This window comes from Moritella sp. PE36, assembly GCF_000170855.1.
GTDB lineage: Bacteria > Pseudomonadota > Gammaproteobacteria > Enterobacterales > Moritellaceae > Moritella.
In genome coordinates, this window is the sequence record NZ_ABCQ01000014.1 from 70,125 (window position 1) to 92,452 (window position 22,328).

At 43.9% G+C, this 22,328-nt stretch carries 29 protein-coding genes; 4 read left to right on the top strand and 25 right to left on the bottom strand.

What is annotated here, in order from left to right:
• Positions 1-16: 16 nt before the first annotated feature.
• From PE36_RS10400 to PE36_RS10515, 25 genes are all read right to left on the bottom strand, one after another.
• On the bottom strand, positions 17-352 hold the full coding sequence (locus PE36_RS10400) for an STAS domain-containing protein (protein WP_006031976.1): 336 nt from the start codon (positions 350-352) through the stop codon (positions 17-19).
• Positions 353-872: 520 nt separating this feature from the next.
• Positions 873-1,367 (bottom strand): hypothetical protein, encoded by a 495-nt coding sequence (locus PE36_RS10405; protein WP_043994421.1) that lies wholly within the window; start codon positions 1,365-1,367, stop codon positions 873-875.
• A 349-nt stretch (positions 1,368-1,716) separates the two neighbouring features.
• The gene (locus tag PE36_RS10410) at positions 1,717-1,914 is read right to left on the bottom strand and encodes a hypothetical protein (RefSeq protein ID WP_006031978.1); all 198 of its coding nucleotides are present in this window, start codon (positions 1,912-1,914) and stop codon (positions 1,717-1,719) included.
• Position 1,915: 1 nt separating this feature from the next.
• Positions 1,916-2,770 (bottom strand): hypothetical protein, encoded by an 855-nt coding sequence (locus PE36_RS10415; RefSeq protein ID WP_006031979.1) that lies wholly within the window; start codon positions 2,768-2,770, stop codon positions 1,916-1,918.
• The gene (locus PE36_RS10420; protein WP_006031980.1) at positions 2,743-3,468 is read right to left on the bottom strand and encodes a hypothetical protein; all 726 of its coding nucleotides are present in this window, start codon (positions 3,466-3,468) and stop codon (positions 2,743-2,745) included. The genes PE36_RS10415 and PE36_RS10420 overlap by 28 nt, the downstream gene beginning before the upstream one ends.
• A 3-nt stretch (positions 3,469-3,471) precedes the next feature.
• Complete coding sequence (locus tag PE36_RS10425) at positions 3,472-3,954, bottom strand: hypothetical protein (protein ID WP_006031981.1); 483 nt, start codon at positions 3,952-3,954, stop codon at positions 3,472-3,474.
• Positions 3,951-4,523 carry a hypothetical protein gene (locus PE36_RS10430; protein ID WP_232286568.1) on the bottom strand — a complete coding sequence of 191 codons (573 nt, stop codon included), beginning with the start codon at positions 4,521-4,523 and terminating at the stop codon, positions 3,951-3,953. The genes PE36_RS10425 and PE36_RS10430 overlap by 4 nt, the downstream gene beginning before the upstream one ends.
• A gap of 68 nt (positions 4,524-4,591) precedes the next feature.
• Positions 4,592-4,819, bottom strand: coding sequence for a phage tail assembly chaperone (locus PE36_RS10435; RefSeq protein WP_006031983.1), 228 nt, complete (start codon positions 4,817-4,819; stop codon positions 4,592-4,594).
• Between the two features lie 2 nt (positions 4,820-4,821).
• On the bottom strand, positions 4,822-5,577 hold the full coding sequence (locus tag PE36_RS10440) for a hypothetical protein (RefSeq protein ID WP_006031984.1): 756 nt from the start codon (positions 5,575-5,577) through the stop codon (positions 4,822-4,824).
• 22 nt (positions 5,578-5,599) lie between these two features.
• Entirely contained in the window at positions 5,600-6,349 is a 750-nt protein-coding gene (locus PE36_RS10445; RefSeq protein ID WP_006031985.1) for a phage tail protein, read from the bottom strand.
• 6 nt (positions 6,350-6,355) lie between these two features.
• Positions 6,356-7,090 carry a hypothetical protein gene (locus PE36_RS10450; RefSeq protein ID WP_006031986.1) on the bottom strand — a complete coding sequence of 245 codons (735 nt, stop codon included), beginning with the start codon at positions 7,088-7,090 and terminating at the stop codon, positions 6,356-6,358.
• Positions 7,083-8,255 (bottom strand): baseplate J/gp47 family protein, encoded by a 1,173-nt coding sequence (locus tag PE36_RS10455; RefSeq protein WP_006031987.1) that lies wholly within the window; start codon positions 8,253-8,255, stop codon positions 7,083-7,085. Before PE36_RS10455 ends, PE36_RS10450 begins: the two co-directional genes overlap by 8 nt.
• Position 8,256: 1 nt before the next feature.
• On the bottom strand, positions 8,257-8,580 hold the full coding sequence (locus tag PE36_RS10460) for a DUF2590 family protein (protein WP_006031988.1): 324 nt from the start codon (positions 8,578-8,580) through the stop codon (positions 8,257-8,259).
• The gene (locus PE36_RS10465) at positions 8,580-11,174 is read right to left on the bottom strand and encodes a phage tail tape measure protein (protein WP_006031989.1); all 2,595 of its coding nucleotides are present in this window, start codon (positions 11,172-11,174) and stop codon (positions 8,580-8,582) included. The genes PE36_RS10460 and PE36_RS10465 overlap by 1 nt, the downstream gene beginning before the upstream one ends.
• A gap of 21 nt (positions 11,175-11,195) precedes the next feature.
• Positions 11,196-11,342, bottom strand: coding sequence for a hypothetical protein (locus PE36_RS24570; RefSeq protein ID WP_006031990.1), 147 nt, complete (start codon positions 11,340-11,342; stop codon positions 11,196-11,198).
• Positions 11,343-11,383: 41 nt separating this feature from the next.
• Positions 11,384-11,650 carry a putative phage tail assembly chaperone gene (locus PE36_RS10470; RefSeq protein ID WP_006031991.1) on the bottom strand — a complete coding sequence of 89 codons (267 nt, stop codon included), beginning with the start codon at positions 11,648-11,650 and terminating at the stop codon, positions 11,384-11,386.
• A gap of 8 nt (positions 11,651-11,658) precedes the next feature.
• Positions 11,659-12,267, bottom strand: coding sequence for a hypothetical protein (locus PE36_RS10475; protein WP_006031992.1), 609 nt, complete (start codon positions 12,265-12,267; stop codon positions 11,659-11,661).
• Positions 12,267-12,719 carry a phage protein gene (locus tag PE36_RS10480; protein WP_006031993.1) on the bottom strand — a complete coding sequence of 151 codons (453 nt, stop codon included), beginning with the start codon at positions 12,717-12,719 and terminating at the stop codon, positions 12,267-12,269. Before PE36_RS10480 ends, PE36_RS10475 begins: the two co-directional genes overlap by 1 nt.
• A 10-nt stretch (positions 12,720-12,729) precedes the next feature.
• Positions 12,730-13,830 (bottom strand): DUF2586 domain-containing protein, encoded by a 1,101-nt coding sequence (locus tag PE36_RS10485; RefSeq protein ID WP_006031994.1) that lies wholly within the window; start codon positions 13,828-13,830, stop codon positions 12,730-12,732.
• A gap of 12 nt (positions 13,831-13,842) precedes the next feature.
• Positions 13,843-14,487 (bottom strand): phage virion morphogenesis protein, encoded by a 645-nt coding sequence (locus PE36_RS10490; RefSeq protein WP_006031995.1) that lies wholly within the window; start codon positions 14,485-14,487, stop codon positions 13,843-13,845.
• 3 nt (positions 14,488-14,490) lie between these two features.
• Positions 14,491-14,976 (bottom strand): phage tail protein, encoded by a 486-nt coding sequence (locus PE36_RS10495; RefSeq protein ID WP_006031996.1) that lies wholly within the window; start codon positions 14,974-14,976, stop codon positions 14,491-14,493.
• Positions 14,973-15,476: a head completion/stabilization protein gene (locus tag PE36_RS10500; RefSeq protein WP_043994422.1), complete on the bottom strand. Its 504-nt coding sequence runs from the start codon at positions 15,474-15,476 to the stop codon at positions 14,973-14,975. The genes PE36_RS10495 and PE36_RS10500 overlap by 4 nt, the downstream gene beginning before the upstream one ends.
• Positions 15,477-15,576: 100 nt before the next feature.
• Positions 15,577-16,329: a phage terminase small subunit gene (gpM, locus tag PE36_RS10505; protein ID WP_006031998.1), complete on the bottom strand. Its 753-nt coding sequence runs from the start codon at positions 16,327-16,329 to the stop codon at positions 15,577-15,579.
• 70 nt (positions 16,330-16,399) lie between these two features.
• A complete protein-coding gene (locus tag PE36_RS10510; protein WP_006031999.1) occupies positions 16,400-17,485 on the bottom strand; it encodes a phage major capsid protein, P2 family in 1,086 nt (361 codons plus the stop codon).
• Between the two features lie 17 nt (positions 17,486-17,502).
• On the bottom strand, positions 17,503-18,459 hold the full coding sequence (locus PE36_RS10515) for a GPO family capsid scaffolding protein (protein WP_006032000.1): 957 nt from the start codon (positions 18,457-18,459) through the stop codon (positions 17,503-17,505).
• A gap of 190 nt (positions 18,460-18,649) precedes the next feature.
• Between PE36_RS10515 and PE36_RS10520 the strand changes: the two genes are divergently transcribed.
• Genes PE36_RS10520 through PE36_RS10535 form a run of 4 tightly spaced genes read left to right on the top strand, consistent with a single transcriptional unit; the run spans position 18,650 to position 22,264 of the window.
• On the top strand, positions 18,650-20,455 hold the full coding sequence (locus PE36_RS10520; RefSeq protein WP_006032001.1) for a terminase large subunit domain-containing protein: 1,806 nt from the start codon (positions 18,650-18,652) through the stop codon (positions 20,453-20,455).
• Positions 20,455-21,495 (top strand): phage portal protein, encoded by a 1,041-nt coding sequence (locus PE36_RS10525; protein ID WP_006032002.1) that lies wholly within the window; start codon positions 20,455-20,457, stop codon positions 21,493-21,495. The genes PE36_RS10520 and PE36_RS10525 overlap by 1 nt, the downstream gene beginning before the upstream one ends.
• Complete coding sequence (locus PE36_RS10530) at positions 21,495-21,818, top strand: phage holin family protein (protein WP_006032003.1); 324 nt, start codon at positions 21,495-21,497, stop codon at positions 21,816-21,818. Before PE36_RS10525 ends, PE36_RS10530 begins: the two co-directional genes overlap by 1 nt.
• Positions 21,815-22,264, top strand: coding sequence for a hypothetical protein (locus PE36_RS10535; protein WP_006032004.1), 450 nt, complete (start codon positions 21,815-21,817; stop codon positions 22,262-22,264). Before PE36_RS10530 ends, PE36_RS10535 begins: the two co-directional genes overlap by 4 nt.
• Positions 22,265-22,328 lie beyond the last annotated feature (64 nt).

A 22,328-nucleotide genomic window follows, 5' to 3' on the forward strand; every position in this document is an offset into this window, starting at 1 on the left:
ACCTTACGGCATTTAATTATGCCGAGCGATTACTCTCACATTCAGTAATATTTTCGATAAAAGGAATTGCATTTTCAACACGTAACATGGTCATTAATTTATAAGGCTGGCCAGATACTTTGAGTAAGGAGAGCGTACGACGTTGTGAGGTGAGTCTTTTGAATAAAAAAACAATTGCACCAATACCGGTTGAGTCGATAAAGGTCACATTGGTAAAATCTAAAATTATATTTTCAGCATGTTCATCAACTAATGCTTCCAACCTTGGCTGTAAGCTAACAACGTTCTCAGTATCAAGATCGGTAGCTATCTTTAAAATTATGATTCCATTATGAGGTCGTAACATTTCCATCACTAATGCTCCTAGATAATACAGAATTGATCCTGAGGGCGAATTATTAGCGAAGATAAATTTTTAATATTTTCAACCTCATTATTAATAATATAGACAATTAAACTAGAAAATGCACAAATAAAAAAACCACCCGAAGGTGATTTAGTATCACACTTAAGCATTTGAATTTAATATTTTATTATTTACCAGTGTCCACATCTCGACCACATGTACGTTAATAAGCTAAAAATAAGACCTCATTGAGGTCTCTTTATTTACAAGTAGTTACCTATTCTTTAGCTAATTTGGGGTAACTTATTGAATTACCCCTTCTTCGCATATAGCCAAATGTGGTTGTGTATAGTCACCAATTGACCGTCATTTAATCGCCTCTGCTCAGTCTGTCATTATGTTTAATAGAGCTAAGAGATATGAATTAACGCCGCAAACAACAGCGCGTAGGTTGGCGTTGTTTTTGCTGGCTTTTTGTTTTAGCAAAAACGGCGACAACCGTTATGCGTCTGATTGATTTGCTTTGTTAAGCATTGCAGCCTAAGACTCCAACCCTGTGCTCAAACCAACCACTCTTTTCTTGTTCATTAATATACTCGAGAATTACGTTTTGCTTATCACTGGAAACTGATTTCAAATGCCGGTTGAAAGTTTTGATCACACTTTCATGTTCAGTACCCTCACCATTTGCAATTGATACCATAAAATCACCAGCCCAATCAGGAAATGTTTTAATTAGTCTAGGCAACTCTTGTATAAGTGACATGCAGAAATTATCTTCACCAAAAAGCCACGCAGCACGACCAGCCGTTTGGTAAGCACCATAATCATGCTCTGCTTGAATAGATTCAAAAATTGCCAACGCATACTCAGAGCCTTCAGTGCCGTCTAATAAGTCGAGCATTTCGATGTACCTATTAAACCCTTGTTCAGATTCGTCGGGCGAAACGGAATTATCAGAATCTTGTACAATATTCCCGACATGTAACAACTCTTTCCTCCACTCGTCGAAATTACTCATATGACTTCCTCGTAATGCCTAACGTTTGTATAGTAGGACTGCTCAATTCCCCAAATCTGTTCACCCTAGTCAATATTGACTAATCAAATGAAAAATAAGATAAAACGCCAATCTGACATTAAAACCTATTTTGAGAAAGTGTGCATTCCTGTTATTTATTTTTCAAGTCTTGTTAATTATGAAAAAAACTTAATATGCGACTGATTCTATTAGCTATTTTTATTTAATGCAAAGGAAAAAAGACTAACCTCAGACAAACTGTGACTAAACTGAAAAATAAACAAATTATACTGTATAAAATCATAGTTTCTGGTTATAAAACGGCGACAGTATTTAACAACCTTAATTTTTACACAACCTTATACTGTCCAGCCGAGCTACCACCCGGTACCACAACCAACGCATTCGCGGTTATCTCATCAACAACCGCATTAGCGATGGCTTGTGCTAATACCGATGCCTGGGCATGTTCCCCATCAATAACAATTCCGCCCTTAACCATTTCAGCTTCAATTTTACTTTTTAATCCTGACTTACTTAATGCCATATTATTTCCCTGCAAAAACGGTAGTGGAGCCATCAACATGCGGTTTACCAGTAAAAGGACAAATGCTTGCACAGGTGATCACCCCTTTACCGCCATTAAGTTTAATCGTGTCTGCATCTTCGGTTATATTCTTGGCTTTAATGATCAGTGATTTTGCACTGTCTAAATGCATGTCTTCTGTGCTTTGTATTTTAACTTCTTTGTTACTGCCTAAAAGCAGGTTATCCAATGAGGTAATAATCGCCTTTTCACCGACGAGTATTTTTAATGCCCCCATAATTTCATTTACCTGGTTACCGTCTATTTTATTAATGTCGTGCGTAGCAACCTTAGTACTGCGTTCGTGGTAATTCTGTTCGCTGGTTTGGGCATCCACTATCGACTTCTGACAGCTTTGTTTTATTTCACCATCTGTCTGCAGGTGCCAATCACCATTACTACCGACTAACTTACTGCGATGCGATTGCTGTAGACTCACATCGGTTGCGCGGTTATCCGGTACCAACGTATGCCAGGGTAAAAGCGAAGTGATCACCGGCAATGAATCAAGACCATCAATATATTGAATTAAGCACTGCATGCCTGGTGTTGGTTCAACGAACAGACCATGTTCATGTCCCTGCCCTGACGCAATACTCACTTGCTCAAAGACAGGAACGGCTAAGGGCTTACCTGTTACCGCATCTAATAACTGGATATCAGCCGCTTTATAGGCGCGAAATGCACTGCTTACACTGGCGCCACTAACCGGCATATCATAAATTTTCTCTATTCGAGCCAATTGCGGTAAGTGTTTACGCTGTCCTAATTCAGGAAAGTAACGTAATACTAAGCGGCGTATAGCGTTTTTGACCATCTGATAACCTGCTTATTTCCTGTTAATGTCACTTCACTAAGGTAACGGCCATTGAGTTTGAGTCCTGGACGTAATTTAGGGATGGCAATTAATTCACCGGTCGTCGCACTGATCGGTTTGATTGGGTGTTCTGAAAAATCAGTGATAACCGACTTGGCCCAACCCGAATCATGCCAGCTGCCCACGTAGATTTTGCCATCAGGACGTTGTTGAAAAATATAATCCGGTACCTGGTATATTTTCCCCAGCTGACGTAATACCGATATGCCATCACCTTGATGATAAAAACAAGGCACGAGTTGATTGATGTATTCGGCATCTGGATAGATAAATTGAAGACCGGTCAGTGATAACTGGTCCAGTACATCTTTCATCGTCGCAAAACGAATGGCCATGTTAGCCGGCAATGACAACGCGCCAAGTAATTCACGGCAAGTTAGGTACCAACGACCTGATGATTGATACTTAGATTCAATGACGCCCATAAAATAAGGCTGCAGTTTATCGACCCGATAGCCAAGGTGTAATTCCACGATGCCTTTAGGCTCTTGCTCACAGGTAACAATAAAGCTAGCACGACCAGGACTAAACAAATCAAGCTGCACACTGTTATTGATAATATTAACCACGGGTTCACCACCAATGGTTAATACGGTGGTGAGTCGGGCCGAATCGGGCTTATCCATACCTTTAGCCATAAATTAAGGACCCTCTACGTTTTCAAATTGCTGTTGCAGTGAATTATGGCCATCGGTACTTTGCGGGATTGTATTGTTATTGGCTTCGCCATCTAGCTGCAGTTGTTCGCGTTCTGACTTGCTCATAACTTCGAGTAAATTAAAACTAACAACCCAAGACTTCACTTCGTCATCCTCGGTCGCACTCATTTCACCATCAAATTTGGCTTTACGAACCTTGAATGATTCTGCAACATCACAATTCACCGTGCGGATAATTCTGGCGCCGTGTTCGTCGAGCTCTTTAGCTTTCGATATTAACTTGGCTAACGCGGATTTTTCGTTAAAAGGGATCTTGGTGGTGACAGATAATATGGCAGGTTTAACGCCGTTATCCGATGATAGAGTCAACGAACCGTAGCCACTTAAATCTTCGCCGGCTAATTTGAAGCTGCATTTTATTTTGGTTTCATAACCTGGTACCTGCCAACCATCGAGCGCTATCATAAAAACAGTTCCTTCATCGGTTCAAGTTCACTGCTACTGCCCACGAACGCACAAAAAACCCAATACGCTTTGTCATCACCAATACCTTGCAGCTTATCGGCTAAGCCTTTAGCTGTATTGGCGCTGATGTTTATGCAATTTAAACCGGTATTGATGGGGTTGAATTCAGTTGCCGTTAAACGTGTATTACGCAGACGCTTTAACTGCTTACATTCTGCTAATGCGCTATCAATATCACTAATCAAACCTTGCCCTTGGTCATTAACCTGAGCTAATGAATCAGCCTGATATTGCAGCTTAAGCGCTGGTATCGACCGCTTATCACTAAATACCGTCCACTCTATTGATTGCTCATTTCCTTTAGGACGAATGAGTTTGTCTGAATCTAATGTTGCTAGGCTCGTTGCATAACGACCGCATTCAACAAAGCCGGTTAATGGGCAATATTCATTTATCGCCGCCAAACGCTTGGCTAAATCCTTCGAGCTATCACTGCTCACCCACAAGACCAGGGCATTAAAAACCGCAGGTCTAAACTGGCGGCTTTCATCCTTAATAGCGTTTGCCAATAAGACCGCGCCCTCAGCAGCAGTGCAAAAGGTCGCGGTTTGATGGGACGCAAGGCTAATACTCTGCATTAGCTAATAGCGGGCTTCAGTGGCCAAACGATATCATCAACATTTTGAAAGTTTTGAGGAATATCTCTTAACTCTTGGCGATATGCTCTAAATGGCGCTACATCCAATGATAGGTCTAGAGCCTGATTCACTAATCTATCCGCTGTAGACAATAAACGATCACGTTTTTCTATCGCGACAAGCCAGTTTTCATCAACCAATCCACGACGTGTAATAACTTGCATCATATCTATACCTCAAACTTTCTAATGAGTTCTGTTTTAGGATTATATAAATTCCCATGTTTTTTTGATTTCGGAAAATGCCCGACGGTAATTGTAGGAAGCGCTAAATAAAAGATATCGCCGACCTTCGCATTCTGAAAATTAATATCGATATGCGTATAAGAACCTGGGTTATCCGTTGAATGGTGATCGACAATCTGCTGCCATTCATTATTAACCGCCCCTCGCCAACGCATATCACCTACAGATTTGATATAAGCCATAAACGAGGCGTTAGGGCTTCTTTTTACATGCTGTTGAGGGATGAAAAAATCATAACCACCTAAATCCATGAACGAAGCATCCAACACCGTTAATTTTAGAATATTAAAGGCGCTGGAAAAATGAAGTGATGAACCAATCCCCATAAAGGTTAATAGCTCTTTTACGTCAACATCTCTGCTGCTTGGTTCTGAGCCACTGACAACAGAAATCATTTCAGATTTAAAACAGTCATTACGACCGCCACCAACCCCCATGCCTATAGGATAAGTATTCTCAGAACCAAGTGCATTTTCAGCTAGGGTGTGAACATCTAAAAAATCAGAGTTATAATTAAGTGCAACAAAACCCAAATTAGATATCAGCTCATCATTAAGCCCGTTAAATTTCTGTTCTGCAGACGTGACCTTACTATCAATTTCTTGTATTTTTCCATCAACAACCCCGGTGAGGTTATTGCTGGCTTGCACCAATTCTGCAATGTTTTGTTCTATTGTCATGTTCTGTTCCTCTTACCCATAATTAAGCCGATGTAATTTGCTTCACCTGTCGGTACATAGTACTGACTTGTGCGGTTGCCATTTTCGCGAGTGAGGTTTGCACCTCACCATCGCGTTCCTGACGTTGCTTTATCATTACTGATTGTGTGTGCTGTAGTGTTTGCCCTTCTTGCTCTAGGGTTCCAATGTGAACTTGCTGCAGTTCGATAGTATTTCGTAAGCTGGTGACGACGTCTTTTAAGCCTAAATGGCGCGTCATGTTGTCTATTTGCGCCGTGGCATTGGCCACAATGGCCAGTTGCATGCTGTCGAGCCTTGGGCTGTAATCAAACATCCAACTACTGGCTTTTATCTCAATACGGGTAAGCGCTTTGGCGGCAGCGAACTTCAATACAAAACTGCGGTTGTGTACGTTGTTCACGCCCTGGCGTTTACGCTGCAGAGGTAAATAATCCAGCGCTAACAAAATGCCGGTACTGGTCACTAGCCCAATCCAGTTGTAATCAAAGTCACCGATGTCTTGATCTAACACCGTCGCCCAGGCAACAGTATGTTCATCAATAAAACCCGTAATTAACTCATCCGTTTGATAGACAATCTGAGCTTGTGCAGGGATCGCCATATTAGGATCTCGCGCTGCGTTATCACTTAAATTAGGGACATTCGCTAACACCAGTGTTGAGACATTTAGCCCCGTATTTTCAAGTGCACAGGTGGTAATGTGCTGCTTGCCAGCATTAGTAAGAATGCCGGTTACCTGTTGTTCTGACATAGAAACTTACTCCGTTGCAGTACTAATGCTGCTTTCTTTACTCAAGAATCCATAAAGTGGTTGCAGTGTCAGTGGATGTTCTACTGACATATTCAGTGGCAACAATGGCACGTTCTGCACATTGTATTGACCACCGAGAAAACCACTCATGGGGTTAAATTCAATATCACTGCCTTGCGTCAGAGCTAAGCCCAAATCCACATGAACACTGTCCCACTGCACATCAAGCCAACCTGGTGCTAACCCAACATCGACCACGCTGTGCACGGTAAATTCATAACGTCTGCAGGTGCGTCCATAGAGCTGGATCAACTCGGGCATCAGTTCGCCGTATTTCGATACGGTATGACTGCTAAAATCGATAGCAATAATGTCCCAATCTCGGTTATCAATACGTTCGCTCACTTTGATTACATCGATACCAAGTCGATTAAAGATGGCTTCAATCGTGGCTATTTCTCCCGCATCAACGCTGTTAACAAGTGCATGCTGGACCCGTTTTCTAAAAAATTCCGCCGGTTCGAAAGGCAGTCTTTCAGTCAAACGTTCCCAGGCTAATAAACCTAAAAAGGGTTCTTCACTTTGTTGCTCATCTTTTTGTGCAACTGCCCACATCACCCAATCTTTGGTATTACTCCAGTATTGCTGCGCGGCTTTCATTAATTGCTCGGCATGGCCTTTGTTTAACCAGGTCGCAATTTCGGGTTGTGGTGGTTGCGGTTTGTGCTGAGAACTACCCATGTTGCACAACCAACTGCGTGAGTCTCGGCAACCACAAATCCGTTTTAATATCACCACAATCAAAATCGATACTGCGTAATGCAGGGAATTTATTATGTAACTGCGCTTGTAATAGGCTCATGCTAAATGACGAGTTCGGTCGCGTTCGCGTAGGTTGATACGCATCGTTTAACCGAAATGCCGCCTGAATAAAGGTCTTTATATCTGCGCTAATATCGACACTATTTACATGTAGCGAATACGTGGCAGTTATCATTTTGTCTTGTGTTGGCATTGCATACACTTGAAAATCATCACCGTGGCCATGATGACCGTCATCACGAATATGCTGGTTAATGACCTTTAATAATCCGGTTGATACTTGGCCAACATTTAAGTAAATAAACGCATTCGCAGTACCTGGTCCACGCGGCGCCTGATTTACAATTTCAATATTTTCGACCGGTATTGCAAAGTCACTGATTATCGATTTGTACACGGTATTGATGTGCCATTTAGCGGCCGTGCCGAATACGTTTCTTATCCTGTTACGGTATGCTTCTGTGCTTTCTTCGTTAGCACCTGGGATAAGCAACCAGTCTTTTTCATTACGAACAGTCACGCCCTCAATTGGGTTAACCAAGCGGTAATAACTACCTACCGGTAAGTTATATGCCTGCCCTGCAGTCACCGCTTGCGCCAACACCTCAATTACTGGCTCACCTTCTTGAAATACCACAGCGCTAAGCGTACGTAATTGATATACCACGCCGCCAATACTGTCACTTTCCACCAAAGCACCGGCGGCAATACTCAATACACCATCACTGTTAGCGCGTGTTAATGTCAGCATGCCTTTGGCGTTGATTGCATCCACAATAAAGACATTGCGACTCGGGCCATGCAACCCGATTAAGGCGCTGCGACTTGCCGTCATGATAAATAAATCAGGCATCAATACTCGAGCAATCCAATCGAGTAAACTAACCACAGGCTGTGTGATTAATGCTTTAACGGTACGCCAAAATGGACTAAACGGACTGCCATTTTCAATCGTGATTTGCTGGTCAGCGAGTACCTGGTCCCATTGCTGCTTGGCAACTGTTTCATTTACCGGTAACCCAGCATCGGCCATCATTTTTTTAAAGTCAGGCACTATGTCCGGTGTTCTATTTTCATTGCTCATGCTATGCCCCTGCCCACTTCATTACGCCGTATTGCTTTGTTTCAGCTTCAATCGACAAGGTTTTATCACTGTTGTAGGAGATCAAGATTGTCCCTGGTTTAAGTCGGTCGTCTTGCTCCACTTCCAGTTCTAAATCTGTCAGTACCGGCGCGATACCATTGGTGTTGCGCTGCTTCACTAACTTAACCAGTAGGCCACTTTCAAGAATGCGGTGTTTAACGTCTTGGCCAATCACCTTGGCTGCAGATAACTTTTCCACACTGAGTGACGGATTAAACACAAAATCCCCATCGATAATGTTTAAATCAACATGCATATTTATCATTAGCCGGCTAACTCCATTAACTGTTCAAAATCATGCGCGAGGTTGTCACTTTTCATCACTACATTATCGATATACACCCGCTTGCTATTATCGGCGCTGCTATTACTCTGGTTATTCGCGCTTTGTTTGCTTTGCTGAAAATACTGCGTTCGCTGTATCCGCGGGCGACTTACCTTCGCTAGCTGCTGGTTATTTTCTTGATACTGTTGAATACGCTCGCTATGCGCTGTTGTTTCATTAAACGTTTGGCTTTCAACAAGAGAAGCAGCAACTGGCAATAAACCACCAACCTGATTGAACTGCGTATTTGCATTAGCTAAGTTGTTCGTTACATAAGCCTCAGTGCTCAATGCTTGGTTTGTCGCAACCGACGCGAAACTACCAACCTGATTAATACGCGTATTTGCATTCGTTAGATTATTTGCTGCGAACGCCTCAGTATTCAATACCTGGTCTGCAGCAACCGGCGCGAAACCATTAACCTGATTAATACGCGTATTTGTATTCGCGAGATTGTTTGTTGCGAACGCCTCAGTATTTAATACCTGGTTTGTAGCAACCGGCGCGAAACTACTCACCTGATTGAATCGCATATTTGTATTGGCTAGATTGTTTGCTGCGAACGCCTCGGTATTTAATACCTGGTTTGCAGCAACTGGCGCGAAACCGTTAGCCTGGCTAATTCGCGTATTCATGTTCGCTAAATTGTTTGTTGCGAATACTTCAGAGTTCAATACTTGGTTTGCAGCCATCGGTGCTATGCCACTAACCTGATTGATCTGCGTATTCATGTTTGCAACATTCTGTGCTGCAAGTGCCTCAGCGCTAAATACTTGGTTCTCATTTAATGCTGTCGCATTGAGCTTCGTTGATAGTGTGTTTTCAGTTGATAGTGGTGCCGTTGTTTTGGTCACCTCTTCAACTTTTGAGTTAATGGTCATTTCTTTACCGTCCATCAATCCCAGTGCTTCAAGCACCCATTTCACATTATCAATCAGACCACTGAACACCGACATGACACTGTCAAATATGCTAATCAGTGCTTGACCCCAAGATGAATCTTTAAAGGCGGCAACAATGGCATCCCAATAAAAGATAAGTCCCGCAACGGCAGCAACTAAGGCAACAACCCCTGCGATAACGAGCCCAATTGGATTGGCAAGTAAAGCCGCATTGAATAACCAAGTCACGCCCTGCGCCGTTAACATCGCACCACGATAGAGACCAATCGCAGCAAGGTAAGCCCCCATCGCGGCAATATTGCCCAAGAACCCCATCACGCGCAGTGCAACCAAACCAACCTGCCATAGTTTTGTTGAGACAGCGGCGGCATTGCTGACAACACTCAGCCCAATCAATGCAAAACGATAAATACCGATGATCATGTTCATCGCACTGAATGCCATCATTAATGCAATGACGCCAACAGCAGCTGCGCCGAGTACACCCGTTAATGTTGGGAATTCTTGGGTTAGCCATATCACGCCACCTAACATAGCAACCAGCATATCGACAACCGGTTCAATAATCGGTAACACTGCTTGACCCATCGCCGTTGCTGCGCCATTTAACGAACCGCTAAATCGATCCCAAGGACTGGCAATAATATTGGCCATTTCACTGGCCTTGGATGCATCCGTTATATTGGTCAGTTCGCTAATACCCTGTTTTAACTTGGCGGTTTTGGAACTTAAAATATCAACCACCGAGGCGGCATTTTTAGACCCAAAGGCTTTATTTAAAATATCGCCTCTGGCCACACTGCCAATACCCGCCAGCTTTTGGTTAATTCGCGACATGACCACATCAATACCGAGCATATCGCCCTGGCTGTTAGTGAGTTCTATGCCTAATGCTTTTTGCGCTTTACCAATGCCATCAATAAAGGCGGCGTATTGGGTACCCGCGACCGAACCCGACTTAACGACCAGCTGCAGTTCGCCAAGCACCGCGAATTGCTCTGCCGCGTCAATGCCACGATTAGCCGCTTTTGCACCTAACGCACTAAAGGCCGATTGCATTTCTGCGCCGGTGGTTTTATACATTTGCACGGCTTTCGCTGTTTGCCCTGCAATCTGATTCACCCAGTCTGACTTGCCCATTTTGTTGGCGGTTTTTTCAAATATCCCGTACATGGTGCCCATATAACTGGTGATCGTGCTGGCATCCGCTTTAGTCGCAACCGCTAATACATTGGATGCTTTGGTAAAGGAAGATAGCTCATCACCGGTTAACCCGGATATGGCTGATTGGATATCGTAAGCACTGCGCACGAACTCTGCCGAGTTACCGCCGAACTGCGCGGTAAATTCAAACGCTGTTTTGGTGAGTTTGGTTAAGTCTTCGCTTGCCACACCCAGTGTTTGCACTTCACCAAGCGCAGCCACATGATCAATGGCAGGTGACAAACTACTGACCAGCGCCATGGCGCCGCCAGCTGTGCCCATAAAGCCACTCATCATTTGGTTTTGAGCACTGGCAGTTTGGCTGCTAAGTTGGTTTATCTTGTCCATGATCTTATTCACTGGCCCTGTTGCTTTATCAACAACGCCAATGGTGTACATGAGTTTTTCCAACTTGCTTAATGAGCTCATTCATCCCCCTCAACCTGCGACTTAACCACTGTCTAACGCCATGCAAATACCATTGTTGATGGCGATCTGCTGCTTCTCTTGATTATCATTTTCCAAAAACAATGCCTGGGCTAAACTGTCTTCGGTGGTTGCGCTGTGTGGCAGCCATTTTTGCTGATAGGCGAGCAACTGATCTAAGCGATTTTTGCCTATCTCTTTTGCTCGCTGTTCTATTTTTTTACGGTGATATTGAACTCAGGTTGATACTCTTCAACAACACTGCCGACTAAGTGCAGCGCGGCGCCTGGCAAGGCTAGCATTTCTTTTAATGCTGCTTTACATTCACTGTCCACAACCGTCATTAAGAAGTTGGTCGCAGGTTGAATTTTATTAACCTGGTTACTTTGGTTTAAAAACTTGTTGTAAGCCGTCACGTTCACATTGAAACTCAGTTCAATATCATTCACTTCTAGGATGATCTTTTGCTCTAACGCCATGGTCACTCTCACTCTTTATTTGGAATTAAATCAGCTTGGTTTAACAGGGTGTATGTAAAGGTACTGCCCCATTGCTGACTACTTTGATGGCAAAGGGCCATCAGCTTATTAAAATCATTCGGGTTGGCTAATACCTGGCAACCTGCAGACCATTTGTCGACTTGCTTTGACTCATAGTTGGCATTCGCGCGATGGCAATTAATACCGAAATAACCACGTTGTAAGTTATTGTCACAATCGAGTTGATTATCATTGTTGTTGTCTCTGTAAACAGTGACGGGTTTATGCTGCACTAACGCTGGGTATTTTCCCTGGTGATAACCAAAGGTCCATAAACTGCGATGCTGCATGGCGGCAAGTACCGCGGTACCATCCACATTGCACGGGTTTTCACGATAATAAGTGCCGGCGTCGGTGGTGCACTTAAAACTGACTAGCTGCCATTTACCGTCTTGCTGATACAGGACACAAAGCAGATCGTTAAAGCTATTTGCCTTGGTGTCAGTGTTACGAACGCCAATAATGTTCAGGTTTAATTCACCTTCAAATACTTTGTGCTGCTTAGCCTGCATTGCCTTAAGCAAGCTACTTGCAGTCAGGTTTTTAATTGCTGCCATTACAGGTCCCTCACTTCTTCTGCAGTCAGGTATGGAATACCATTGATTTTGACAAAATCAGTCGAGGTAACTAGGCCCTTAATGGTGGTGGTATCTTCTTCACCACCTTCCGCTTTGATATTTAAGATCTCGTCTAATTGCGGTAATACCCCAAAGGCTTCAATGTTCTTGGTGCCGGCGGCAACTTCCGCTAAGAACGAAATATCAAAAGGTTCGATACCTTTCCAACTGCCGGCCGTTTTGGCTACGTCTTGCAGAATAAGAAAGTTTTCGTGATCTAATTTAAACGTAACTTCCGCGTCTACCGGACCATCAATGTAACCTTTGGTGATACCTCGTACTTTTTTTACTTTGCGGCCATCTGTGATCTTGACGCTGGCTTCAATGACATGCACCATTTTGTCACCAATGAAAATATCAAAGTCTTTACCGCCTAATGCTTTTACTGACATGTGTTGTTCCTTATTCGTCTTTGTCTAACATGATGCCGACAAGGATTTCACTTGGTGAGTCAATCGGCTGTATTTTTACTGTGACTCGCAGTTGTCGCGCGTTCATGAAGGTTAAAGTGATTGAATCATCTTTCGGTTCACGAATTTCACCAGGGAATTTATCCGCGCCAATGTTGATGCTTTTTGACATGTCTCGCAGTGGCTTACCCAATACACGTTTGCCAAAACCAATGCCTGTTGAGCTATTATTAAGTCGGCGGTTTTTAATTTGATAAATCGCGATAATGCGGATTTGTCGCGCGGCTTTATCGACGATACGACCGGCTTCAATTTGCTGATAGTCACCGCCTTCTGCATCGAGCATATTGACGTCACCAAAGTAGATGCCATCAAAGTCAGGATAAAACTGCACACAGCTAAAACGAATAGCATCCAGTGCGGCGGTGACTGCATTGGTGATCGGTTGACCGGTACTGTCGTGTGGTGTCGGTTGCAGTGCCATCGACCCTGTTTGCACGCGCATTGGTGAATCAGCAATAGTCACTGAACGTTTACAAAGTCGCCCTGTTACTGCGCCAAGTTCATCACCATAAAGCACAGGAATAACAGCCACACGCGCGGCAACAACCCCATCCGTTAATGGGGTAATAGCGGCAAGATGTTCCGTCCATGTTTGGCTATCACTCAGACCAGGTGCTGACACCAGAAAACGAACACGGCGCGAATACTTGGCTAAGATATCAAGTGCTTTGGCTTGGTATGCTTCAACTTGTGCCTTGCCCGTGACAGGCGTTGTGATCACGATAATTTCAGGGCTGATGTTCTGGTCCATGGCTTTATCGATAAGTGAAAATTCGTCATCACCTTTGTTGATAGGGATAGCCCAACCAGACACCAATGCATCACCATTACGAACCCATGCTGTTAACTGTGTTTTCAATGCAGAATCATTGGGTGAAATCAGTTCATCAAAATCTGACTGTGCATTAATCGGTACTATGCTGTTTATGTTCAACGCACCAACACCGATAAATAATGCTGAACGCTCCACTTCTTTTGTTGCTCCGCTACCCGTATTTAATGCGGTAACTAAAACCTTGCCCTGTGCCATATATTTACCCTTTTAGCGGAGGCGAAATGCCTCGTCCAACATGTAGTTTTTTAATTCTGTTTGTTCATTTCTGTTTTGCCCCATGAACGAACGGGCTGGTAACTTAACGTCCCAACTGGATTTAGCCTTTTTATTACCGCGTAAAATACGCAGTATCAAACCGGCTTGTCCCACAGATATATTTTCGGTTATCCATTTAAGCGACGGTGCTTTCCAGCCTTTACCGCGCTTCTTTCTGATCTTATAACCACTGTCTCGCAATGATTTCGCTTGTCTGCGTGATGCCTTGGCGTTGTAATCAGGTGTGCCATAGGCTTTTTCTGCCTGCTGAGCGGTTTGCGTTAATGTGATCCCTTCTTGATGGGCTCTGGCTATTTGCCCTAACCGTTTATTGCCAAAGGTAATCGTCGCGTTATTGGGTGTGGTGTGTACCTGAATACCTTTACCCAGTCGCTTTAACATGCGTTTTTTACGACCATCAGAGCGGCCTTGCCAATTGGTGCCGGATAATCCTTTCTGCCCTTTTAATCGCGCCTTGGTGTCTCGTCTCACTTGGCGACCTGCACCACGTAAAATACGGCGACGCTTATTAGCATCGAGCGTTAATAGGTTTAATTGCTTTAACGCGTTATCAGTGGAGATACCAAGACTAAGCATGTTCTACCCCGCCACACACTCGGCATCTAATTCAAATGCAGCTGCAATCCAAAGACTCTGTTCACCAAAATCAAAGCGTTTCATTTCACCTTGAAACTCCAATTCAAACGGTCCGTTCATGTCTTCAACCAGCATCACATCTTCTGCGAACCGCTCGATCGTCAACTCGATTTCAGCACTGTTATCGTCATTAATATCCAGGCTAAATTCCACATCATGGCTGTCGTCTTTCTCTGCATTTGTCATTAACCAAAAACTCACATAAGTTGCGATCAATTCAACAGGGGCATTGCATGGGTTAATGCTGATCACCCCACTGTAAAAAAAGCGCGCGGCGAGCAACCCTGTTCCGTTTATTCGTTTACTGGCGTGTTCAATTCGTCCGCCTTCAATCCAACTATCAAACTCGCCAGCCCTGGCTAAATGTCGCCCCTTATAAGTGGTCGATACCAGGTACTGCACTAAACGTTGTAATTTGCTTTGGTTCATATCAATTCAACGCCTGAATTCGTTACCTTCATCATTTGACGTAAGGCGGTGTCACTTTCCAGTAACCAGTATTCTTGATTGTCACTGGCCATCACTTGCTGTGCTGCACGTTGGTCGCGATGCGTTTCACCTAGTCGGCTGATTAATAATTTAGATTTAGCGCGGCAATACACTGCCCGTTGATACATGAGGATTAATGTATTTACGCCATCAATCTCATCAACGCTCACATCTTGTAATAGTTCGACCTGTTGCCAATGACGTAACCGGTATCTTGCCAGTGCTTGGTTAACATCGAGCATGGCGAGCACTAATGTGCGTTTAACCTGTTCGCTGTTGTTGGCGTATTCCGTCGCAATCGCGTAATCAGTGATAAATTCAGCACTGCCAAGATCAGGATAAAAACCGTTGTTGATTACATTTTCATTGCTTACCTGTGCCAGTGGCATACCGGTTAAATTCATCACATTACTCACTTCTAATAGGTCGGCTCTAGCCACTGCGATAAGGAACCCATTTCACTACTGTGAATAAGTCCAACGCAGCCGAGCCGGTGGCGCGAGAGTCGTTACAATTCGTTTTACAAAGTCGGTCAATAAACTAAATTTCGGTTTCTTTGCCGATAACCGTGGCGATTTCTCTGACCATTTTTTTAACGCCCGCTTTATCGTTTAGTGCTGTGGCTTTCACGCCGTAGGTATACGCATTACCGAAGTTAAAAACGACTTGTTCTAGCTTGGCAGTCATGGCGTATAACTTGCCGCCAATCAATTCGCTTAACGACCATTTATACAGGCTTCGCAACTGGATAAACTGGGTGAATAAGTGAATCACTTGGCTACGCTCTACCGCGTCACGGCCTTGGCTTAAGTGTTTAGCTCCTTCGTCATACAACTGGTCTATCAAAAAGGTTGGCCAATCTTGTGTACTGAAACGACCAGGTAATCGTTGATTTTGAGCGACTAACAAAGGCACAAATTCAAAGGCCGTTTGCCAGTGTCCAAGGTCAACAAGCCAAATGACTACCCAAGCAAGCACCATGTTCTGATGGTTGGTGCCTTGCGTTTGATAGCGGCGTAAATAGTCCAGGTATTGATGGTTCTCAATTGCCTGTGCTTTGTATGCAATTTTGTCTTCCATGTGAGAAAACTTTTTAAGTTGAGCAAGGTCGGAATCCATCGCAGCTTTGAAAAAATCAAACTCTTCCATGATGCCCTGAGCGCGACTTGGTTCAGTTGCGACAACCTTGCCATTTTTCACTGTCGAAGTGACCGATTGATCAGGACCACTTGCTAGGTCCACACCGATAATAGAGGCATGGGTTTTACGCTGATTACGTTTTACAATGCTCATTTCAAAAAACTCTCTGCTGGGTAAATAACTGGCTTACCGCAATAAGCCAGTGCTCGATTTAGGTTATTGGTTAAGACCAAACCCAGTGCGCAGGATTATCGGCATCAAAGTCACCGGCATCAACGGCAGGGTCTTTCACCTTATCCAGCTTTATACTGCCAGCTTCGAAAAAGGCGATCTTTTCCATGTCGTTGATGTAATAACAATCGTTACGTGATTGATAATCTTCGACACGTTTCTTCTTGGCATTATTTTCAATCGAGGTGCGCGTTGAACCTGATTGCACGTAATGGCAAAGATTATCGAACGAGGTAATTAAGATGCCACGGTCAGGAAAGAACGGGATCTTATACGCCTTCAAACCACCGAATGTTTCAATGATCTGTTCCAGCTCGATTTTGTCTTTTTCACTGGGGGTATGCGCTTGCTTGGCATAGAGCTTGTTCTTTTCTTTGGATAACAGCTCATCACCAATAATGGCCACTAAGCCAATACGCTTATGGGCCGGAATGGCTTGCAGTAAATCATGTACGGCTTGATCAAGGTTTTCATAATCACCGCCTGCGCCAATACGAATTTCACCGTCTTTTTGCTCACCATCGGCAAATACATTGGCGGCATTGTCACGACGAACCAGCTGTAACCAACCGATGTTCACATCTTCCATCATTGGGTATGTAGCGAGATCGGTAACTTTCGCAGCGCTGGTACCGTTCCAGCCAATTTTAATCATGTCCAATGCAATCGCTTGGCGAACATGGGCACGAAAACGACTGTGAAAATCTGGGAATTTAGCCCACATATCCATGCGCTGCCAGGTAATGTGGGTATCACATTCAACCTCATAGCAACGGTATTCACGGTCAGTTAAACCCAGCGGGTCTTTGGTGCTACGACTTTTAGTTTCATCCGTTTCCACACCAGCGCGACCAGTCACACCGCCACTGATACCAGCCGTAATTGAGCTGCCGACTAAATCATCAACCATTTGCGTATCAATGCGCTGTAAGAATTCAGCACTTTGATATACTTGGTCATACAACGTCTGCTCAATCGACGGCTCGACACTGAACTGTTCAGATACGGAGGCAACCCCGTAATTGACAGCCAATGCAGACACCACCGCGGCAAAAACTTGTGTTGTTTTAAGCTTCATTAATATTGTTCCTATTGCTAAAGAAGGTTGTGGTACTTGCCATTCTCACCGAGGTGTTCTTCTTCACCTTCAGTGGTCGTTGATGCGGGGTCTTTGATTGCATCATTCACGGTTTTAGTCAGCGCTTCAATTTGCTCAACCAAACCATTAACCTTGCCATCAATAGCCGAAAATTCAGCCGTTGGTTTATCAGCACCCGTACTTTCCTGAGTATCTGTATTCCCATCGTCAACCGGTGCAGTGGTCGAGCCTTGTTTAGCCAATAAGGCTTGCGTTGCTTGGGTATTCGCTTCCAGTGCTTGGCTAAATTGCAGCAACGGCGCACCGAGCGCGTCGGTCATTGCGGCGGCAAATTCTTCGCGTTTCATGTCGTCATCATCCTTATTAAAATTAAAGAGTTTTTTAAACAGGCTCTTGGTTGGTTTGGCCGCTTCGTCTAATGCTAATGACACCTTTAATAGGTCAGTATCTGAAGGTGTGTTATTTGCATTTGTGTCCGCTGCATCTGTACTCTCCATCTTGTCTTTGTCCTGTTGGCCAAAGTGAATACGGTCGGTGTAGGTACTCGCGGGATAATCCGTCACGGCTAATCCGGTTAAATAGGTTTGCCCTGACTTCATAAAATCACGATTAATTTCAATACTGAAATACACCGCTTGGTCGGCTTGGTTCAACTGCACAAAGGACGCATTAGGCGATAACACGGCATATAAGACTTTAATGCCTTCATCATTTTTAGCGGTGGTCAGTTCAATCACATCACCCAACATGCCGCCTTGAATATCTACGTTTAAAAGGTTCTTCGCCGCCCAACCAGACCAATTAAATTCGTGGTCTAAATTGATACGAGCGCCGTACTTTTTATAGTTGTAAGTAGTAACAATATCGTCGATATCTTTTTCTGATATTTCGCGACCATCTACCGTTAACCCCATGGCGGCAATGGCAAGTGGAATAGTGCGTAATTGAGCCATGTTGTTTCCTGTTTAATGTCAAAGTGAATCTAAGTGAGACCAATTTTGCCCGCAGAGCAGGCCTTAATCCATCACATTAAATCCGCTAAATTCCGATCTTGGCGAAAGCGGAATAACACGGAAATCTTCTTAAAGAATTACGTGATTTAGGGTTATAAACTTGGCGCTTGTTCTTCTTTACAGGCCAGTTATGAAACCGAGGACTCCCCGATATACAACCGAAATTATTAAAACGGCGCGCGACCATTATGTTTTTGGTGGGCTGACGTTTGATGAAATTTCAGAAATCGACGGTATGCCGAGTGCAAGATCATTACGACGTTGGGCGGATGATGGCAGTTGGAATGAGTTGTGCCCGTCACTTAATGCCGAGACAGCGATTGCACGACGTATTGTTTTATTGGCAGATCGTGACAATAAAGATGACGCGGACTATAAAGAACTGGATTTTCTAACCAAACAGCAATGCGCGTTAAATCAGTCACGCTTGCCCAGTGCCGGCATCACTAAAAAATACGGTAATACGCCTGCAGCTGCTGCGCCCCAACATGAACAAACCAGTGAGCGAACCAGTAAGAGTAAGAAACGTCAGAAGAAGATTAAGAATGATGTGTCTAGTATCACCAAAGAAATGCTGGACGAACTCAAAGACAACCTGCTCTACCCGCACCAATTACACTGGTTTGAACATCAAGATTACCGTAGCCGCTTTATTCTGAAACCACGTCAGATTGGCGCGACTTTCTATTTTGCCTTTGAAGCGTTTTATGATGCGGTGGTGAATGGCCGTAATAAGATCTTCATTTCAGCATCGCGGGACCAGGCGGAGATATTCAAAGCCAATATTATTGCCTTATGTCGTGAACAGTTTGGTATTGAGCTAAGCGGCTCACCACTGACCATGCGTAACAAAGGCAAGACAACAACACTGTATTTCAAATCGACCAATGCCCGCACAGCACAATCGGCATCTGGTGACTTGTATATTGATGAAGTGTTTTGGATCCCGAAGTTTAAAGAGTTACGCAGTCTTGCCCAGGCAATGGCAACCCATAAAGATTTTCGTATTACCTATTTTAGTACCCCATCGGTGACCAGCCATGAAGCTTATGATTTGTGGAATGGTCGCTGGTACCGAAAAACAAAAGCCTGTAATGATCCCGAATTTGCCATCGATGTTAGCCGCAAAACCTTAAAACATGGCTTGCTTTGTGATGATGGTATCTGGCGTCAAAAGCTCAATGTTTATGATGTGGTGGAACAAGGCTTTGACCGCATTGATATCAGCATGCTGGAGAATGAATACTCCAAAGAAGAGTTTGATAATCTCTTTATGTGCAAGTTTATTGATGATGCCCACAGTGCGTTTAGCCTTAAGCAGCTGATGGCTTGCGTGGGTAATAGTAAGAAATGGACCGACTTCGATCCAACTTGGTCACGCCCTTATGCCATGAAGCCGGTTGTTATTGGTTTTGACCCTGCGCGAACGCGAGACATTGCCTCGGTAGTGGTCTTGAGTTTACCGCTTGGCCCTGATGATAAGTTCCGGTTGTTGGAATCACTTAATTTAAGTGGTAACGATTTTGAAACCATGGCCAGTGAAATTAAAGAACTCACCCTTAAATACCATGTTGTACATATTGGTGTTGATACCACCGGTATGGGCTTGGGTGTGTTTGAGTTAATTCAAAAATTCTTCCCGCTGGCGATGCCTATCCATTACAACCCACACAACAAAAACAAGATGGTGATTAAGGCGCTTAATGTCATTGGCAAGAAGCGTTTTGAATTCGATGAAGGCTCAGTAATGGTTGCCAGCAGTTTTATTAATATTCGCAAGAAAGTGGTTGGTGACCAAATCAGCTATGCAACCAACCGCACCGCCGCCACAGGCCATGCTGATATTGCCTGGGCAATCATGCACGCCATGATTTACGAACCATTATCTGGTGACAGCTCGAGCACCAGAACATCAATAGGATTAGATGCCGCATAATGAATTCAACTAAGAGTACGACCACTGAACCGGTTAAAAGCAAATCTATCGACACCTTTAGCTTTGGTGACCCTGAGCCGTGTTTAGATAATCGCATGACCGAATACATCGGGCTTTACGCTGATATGGACGGGTTATATTCACCGCCCGTGAGTTTAGCCGGCTTGATTAAATTGCTACGGGTAAATGCCCAACATGGCCCTATTTTATATTTTAAACGCAATATGATTTTAAAATGGTTTAAGCCTAATGCGCTATTAACCCAGCGCACCTTTAAGAAGTTTGCGTTTGATTATTGTTGGGCTGCGAATGCGTATTTGCAGATCATTAAAAATGCATTCGGTAACGTCATTAAATTAAGGCATTTGCCTGCGCTATCGATGCGCTATACCTCCACGCCTGGTGTTTATGCGCAGCGCTTAAGTAATGGCAAGGTTCTGCGTTTTAAAAAAGGCGAAGTTATCCACTTGAAAGAATACGACCCGAACCAGGGTATCTATGGTATTCCCCAATATTATGGCGGTATTCAGTCTGCGCTGTTAAATGAAGATGCCACCCTATTCCGCCGTAAATATTACAAGAACGGTGCACATATGGGGTTTATCTTTTCGATGGCGGATCCCAATTTATCGACCGAAGATGAAGATGATTTGAAAGCAGCGATCAAAGATTCTCGCGGTGTGGGTAATTTTCGCAGCTTATTTATTAATAATCGCAGTGGCAAGGCTGATGCAGAGAAGGCAATTAAGATTATTCCGGTGGGTGATATATCGACCAAGGATGAATTTGAGCGCATCAAGAAGATGACGTTAAACGATATGTTGAGTATGCATCGTGCCCAAGAAGCATTAAGCGGGCAAACATCCGGTGATAGTCCGGGCTTTGGTGACCTAGATAAAATCACCCGGGCTTATTACAACAATGAAGTGGTGCCGATGCAGCAAGACATGATGGAAATTAACGAGTATTTACCCGCGGCACTGCATATTGAATTTTCAGTGCCTGAGTATTCCGACTTAAACCCGAGGAGTGAAGATTAATGGAAGAATTGATTATTTTTATTCGCCAATGGGGGCAGCTGTGTTTGTTGTCGTTACTGGCCGCGGCAACGCAAATGTATATGTCTGGTACCCGTATTACCTTTTTTCATTATTTTATGTCGGTGCTGATGGCAATTTTGTCTGCGTATATTGCGGAAAGTTTTTGTATTTGGCTTGGTCTGAATGATGATTTAAAAACGGGGATTATTGGTATTGCGGCGTATGTAGCGCCGCATATTTTAACCGGCTTAAATGCATTAGCGAAAGCCGTATCAAAAGACCCTAAACACTTTTTAGATATTATTATGAGGAATAAATCATGAGTTGGATTACTTCGTTATTTAGTTTTATTTCTGCACCAATTGCCGATTTATCGGGTAGCTATCGCGAGCGTAAACGTATTGCGGCAGAAATGGCGGCATCGATTGCAACTGCAGAAGGTAACCTTAAATTGGCCAAGTTAGACGCAGAAGCTAAACGCCTAGCTAACCAAGAAGGTAACGATGCTGATTATGATCTGCAGGTGCTGAAGAACCGGCGCGAATCGATAATGGATGAAATCATTATTACGGTATTTTTAGGATTGTTCATTGCCCATTTTATACCACAGCTGCAGCCGTATATGGCGAATGGTTGGCAAGCGATGGGTTATAAAGGCGCGCCCTGGTACTTTGAATTTGTAATTGTAGGTATTGCGGTTTCAACACTAGGGTTGATGCGATTGTTTAGGGCGTTCTGGGGGAGTAAGGAAATTAAAGGGGCTGGTTAGCCCCTTTAATAAACGTGATCAAGATGATTTAACCTCGCATTAAGCGGGCTAAAACAGTGGGTTG

Coding starts and splice junctions, on each gene's coding strand:
- PE36_RS10480 (WP_006031993.1), bottom strand. CDS start 12,719: ATGTCAGTAAAAGCATTAGGCGGTAAAGACTTTGATATTTTCATTGGT.
- PE36_RS10475 (WP_006031992.1), bottom strand. CDS start 12,267: ATGGCAGCAATTAAAAACCTGACTGCAAGTAGCTTGCTTAAGGCAATG.
- PE36_RS10445 (WP_006031985.1), bottom strand. CDS start 6,349: ATGTCAGAACAACAGGTAACCGGCATTCTTACTAATGCTGGCAAGCAG.
- PE36_RS10440 (WP_006031984.1), bottom strand. CDS start 5,577: ATGACAATAGAACAAAACATTGCAGAATTGGTGCAAGCCAGCAATAAC.
- PE36_RS10515 (WP_006032000.1), bottom strand. CDS start 18,459: ATGGCTCAATTACGCACTATTCCACTTGCCATTGCCGCCATGGGGTTA.
- PE36_RS10520 (WP_006032001.1), top strand. CDS start 18,650: ATGAAACCGAGGACTCCCCGATATACAACCGAAATTATTAAAACGGCG.
- PE36_RS10530 (WP_006032003.1), top strand. CDS start 21,495: ATGGAAGAATTGATTATTTTTATTCGCCAATGGGGGCAGCTGTGTTTG.
- PE36_RS10405 (WP_043994421.1), bottom strand. CDS start 1,367: ATGAGTAATTTCGACGAGTGGAGGAAAGAGTTGTTACATGTCGGGAAT.
- PE36_RS10495 (WP_006031996.1), bottom strand. CDS start 14,976: ATGAACCAAAGCAAATTACAACGTTTAGTGCAGTACCTGGTATCGACC.
- PE36_RS10460 (WP_006031988.1), bottom strand. CDS start 8,580: ATGATAAATATGCATGTTGATTTAAACATTATCGATGGGGATTTTGTG.
- PE36_RS10435 (WP_006031983.1), bottom strand. CDS start 4,819: ATGATGCAAGTTATTACACGTCGTGGATTGGTTGATGAAAACTGGCTT.
- PE36_RS10510 (WP_006031999.1), bottom strand. CDS start 17,485: ATGAAGCTTAAAACAACACAAGTTTTTGCCGCGGTGGTGTCTGCATTG.
- PE36_RS10415 (WP_006031979.1), bottom strand. CDS start 2,770: ATGGTCAAAAACGCTATACGCCGCTTAGTATTACGTTACTTTCCTGAA.
- PE36_RS10525 (WP_006032002.1), top strand. CDS start 20,455: ATGAATTCAACTAAGAGTACGACCACTGAACCGGTTAAAAGCAAATCT.
- PE36_RS10490 (WP_006031995.1), bottom strand. CDS start 14,487: ATGCTTAGTCTTGGTATCTCCACTGATAACGCGTTAAAGCAATTAAAC.
- PE36_RS10455 (WP_006031987.1), bottom strand. CDS start 8,255: ATGAGCAATGAAAATAGAACACCGGACATAGTGCCTGACTTTAAAAAA.
- PE36_RS10450 (WP_006031986.1), bottom strand. CDS start 7,090: ATGGGTAGTTCTCAGCACAAACCGCAACCACCACAACCCGAAATTGCG.
- gpM (WP_006031998.1), bottom strand. CDS start 16,329: ATGAGCATTGTAAAACGTAATCAGCGTAAAACCCATGCCTCTATTATC.
- PE36_RS10535 (WP_006032004.1), top strand. CDS start 21,815: ATGAGTTGGATTACTTCGTTATTTAGTTTTATTTCTGCACCAATTGCC.
- PE36_RS10470 (WP_006031991.1), bottom strand. CDS start 11,650: ATGGCGTTAGAGCAAAAGATCATCCTAGAAGTGAATGATATTGAACTG.
- PE36_RS10465 (WP_006031989.1), bottom strand. CDS start 11,174: ATGAGCTCATTAAGCAAGTTGGAAAAACTCATGTACACCATTGGCGTT.
- PE36_RS10425 (WP_006031981.1), bottom strand. CDS start 3,954: ATGATAGCGCTCGATGGTTGGCAGGTACCAGGTTATGAAACCAAAATA.
- PE36_RS10420 (WP_006031980.1), bottom strand. CDS start 3,468: ATGGCTAAAGGTATGGATAAGCCCGATTCGGCCCGACTCACCACCGTA.
- PE36_RS10400 (WP_006031976.1), bottom strand. CDS start 352: ATGGAAATGTTACGACCTCATAATGGAATCATAATTTTAAAGATAGCT.
- PE36_RS10410 (WP_006031978.1), bottom strand. CDS start 1,914: ATGGCATTAAGTAAGTCAGGATTAAAAAGTAAAATTGAAGCTGAAATG.
- PE36_RS10485 (WP_006031994.1), bottom strand. CDS start 13,830: ATGGCACAGGGCAAGGTTTTAGTTACCGCATTAAATACGGGTAGCGGA.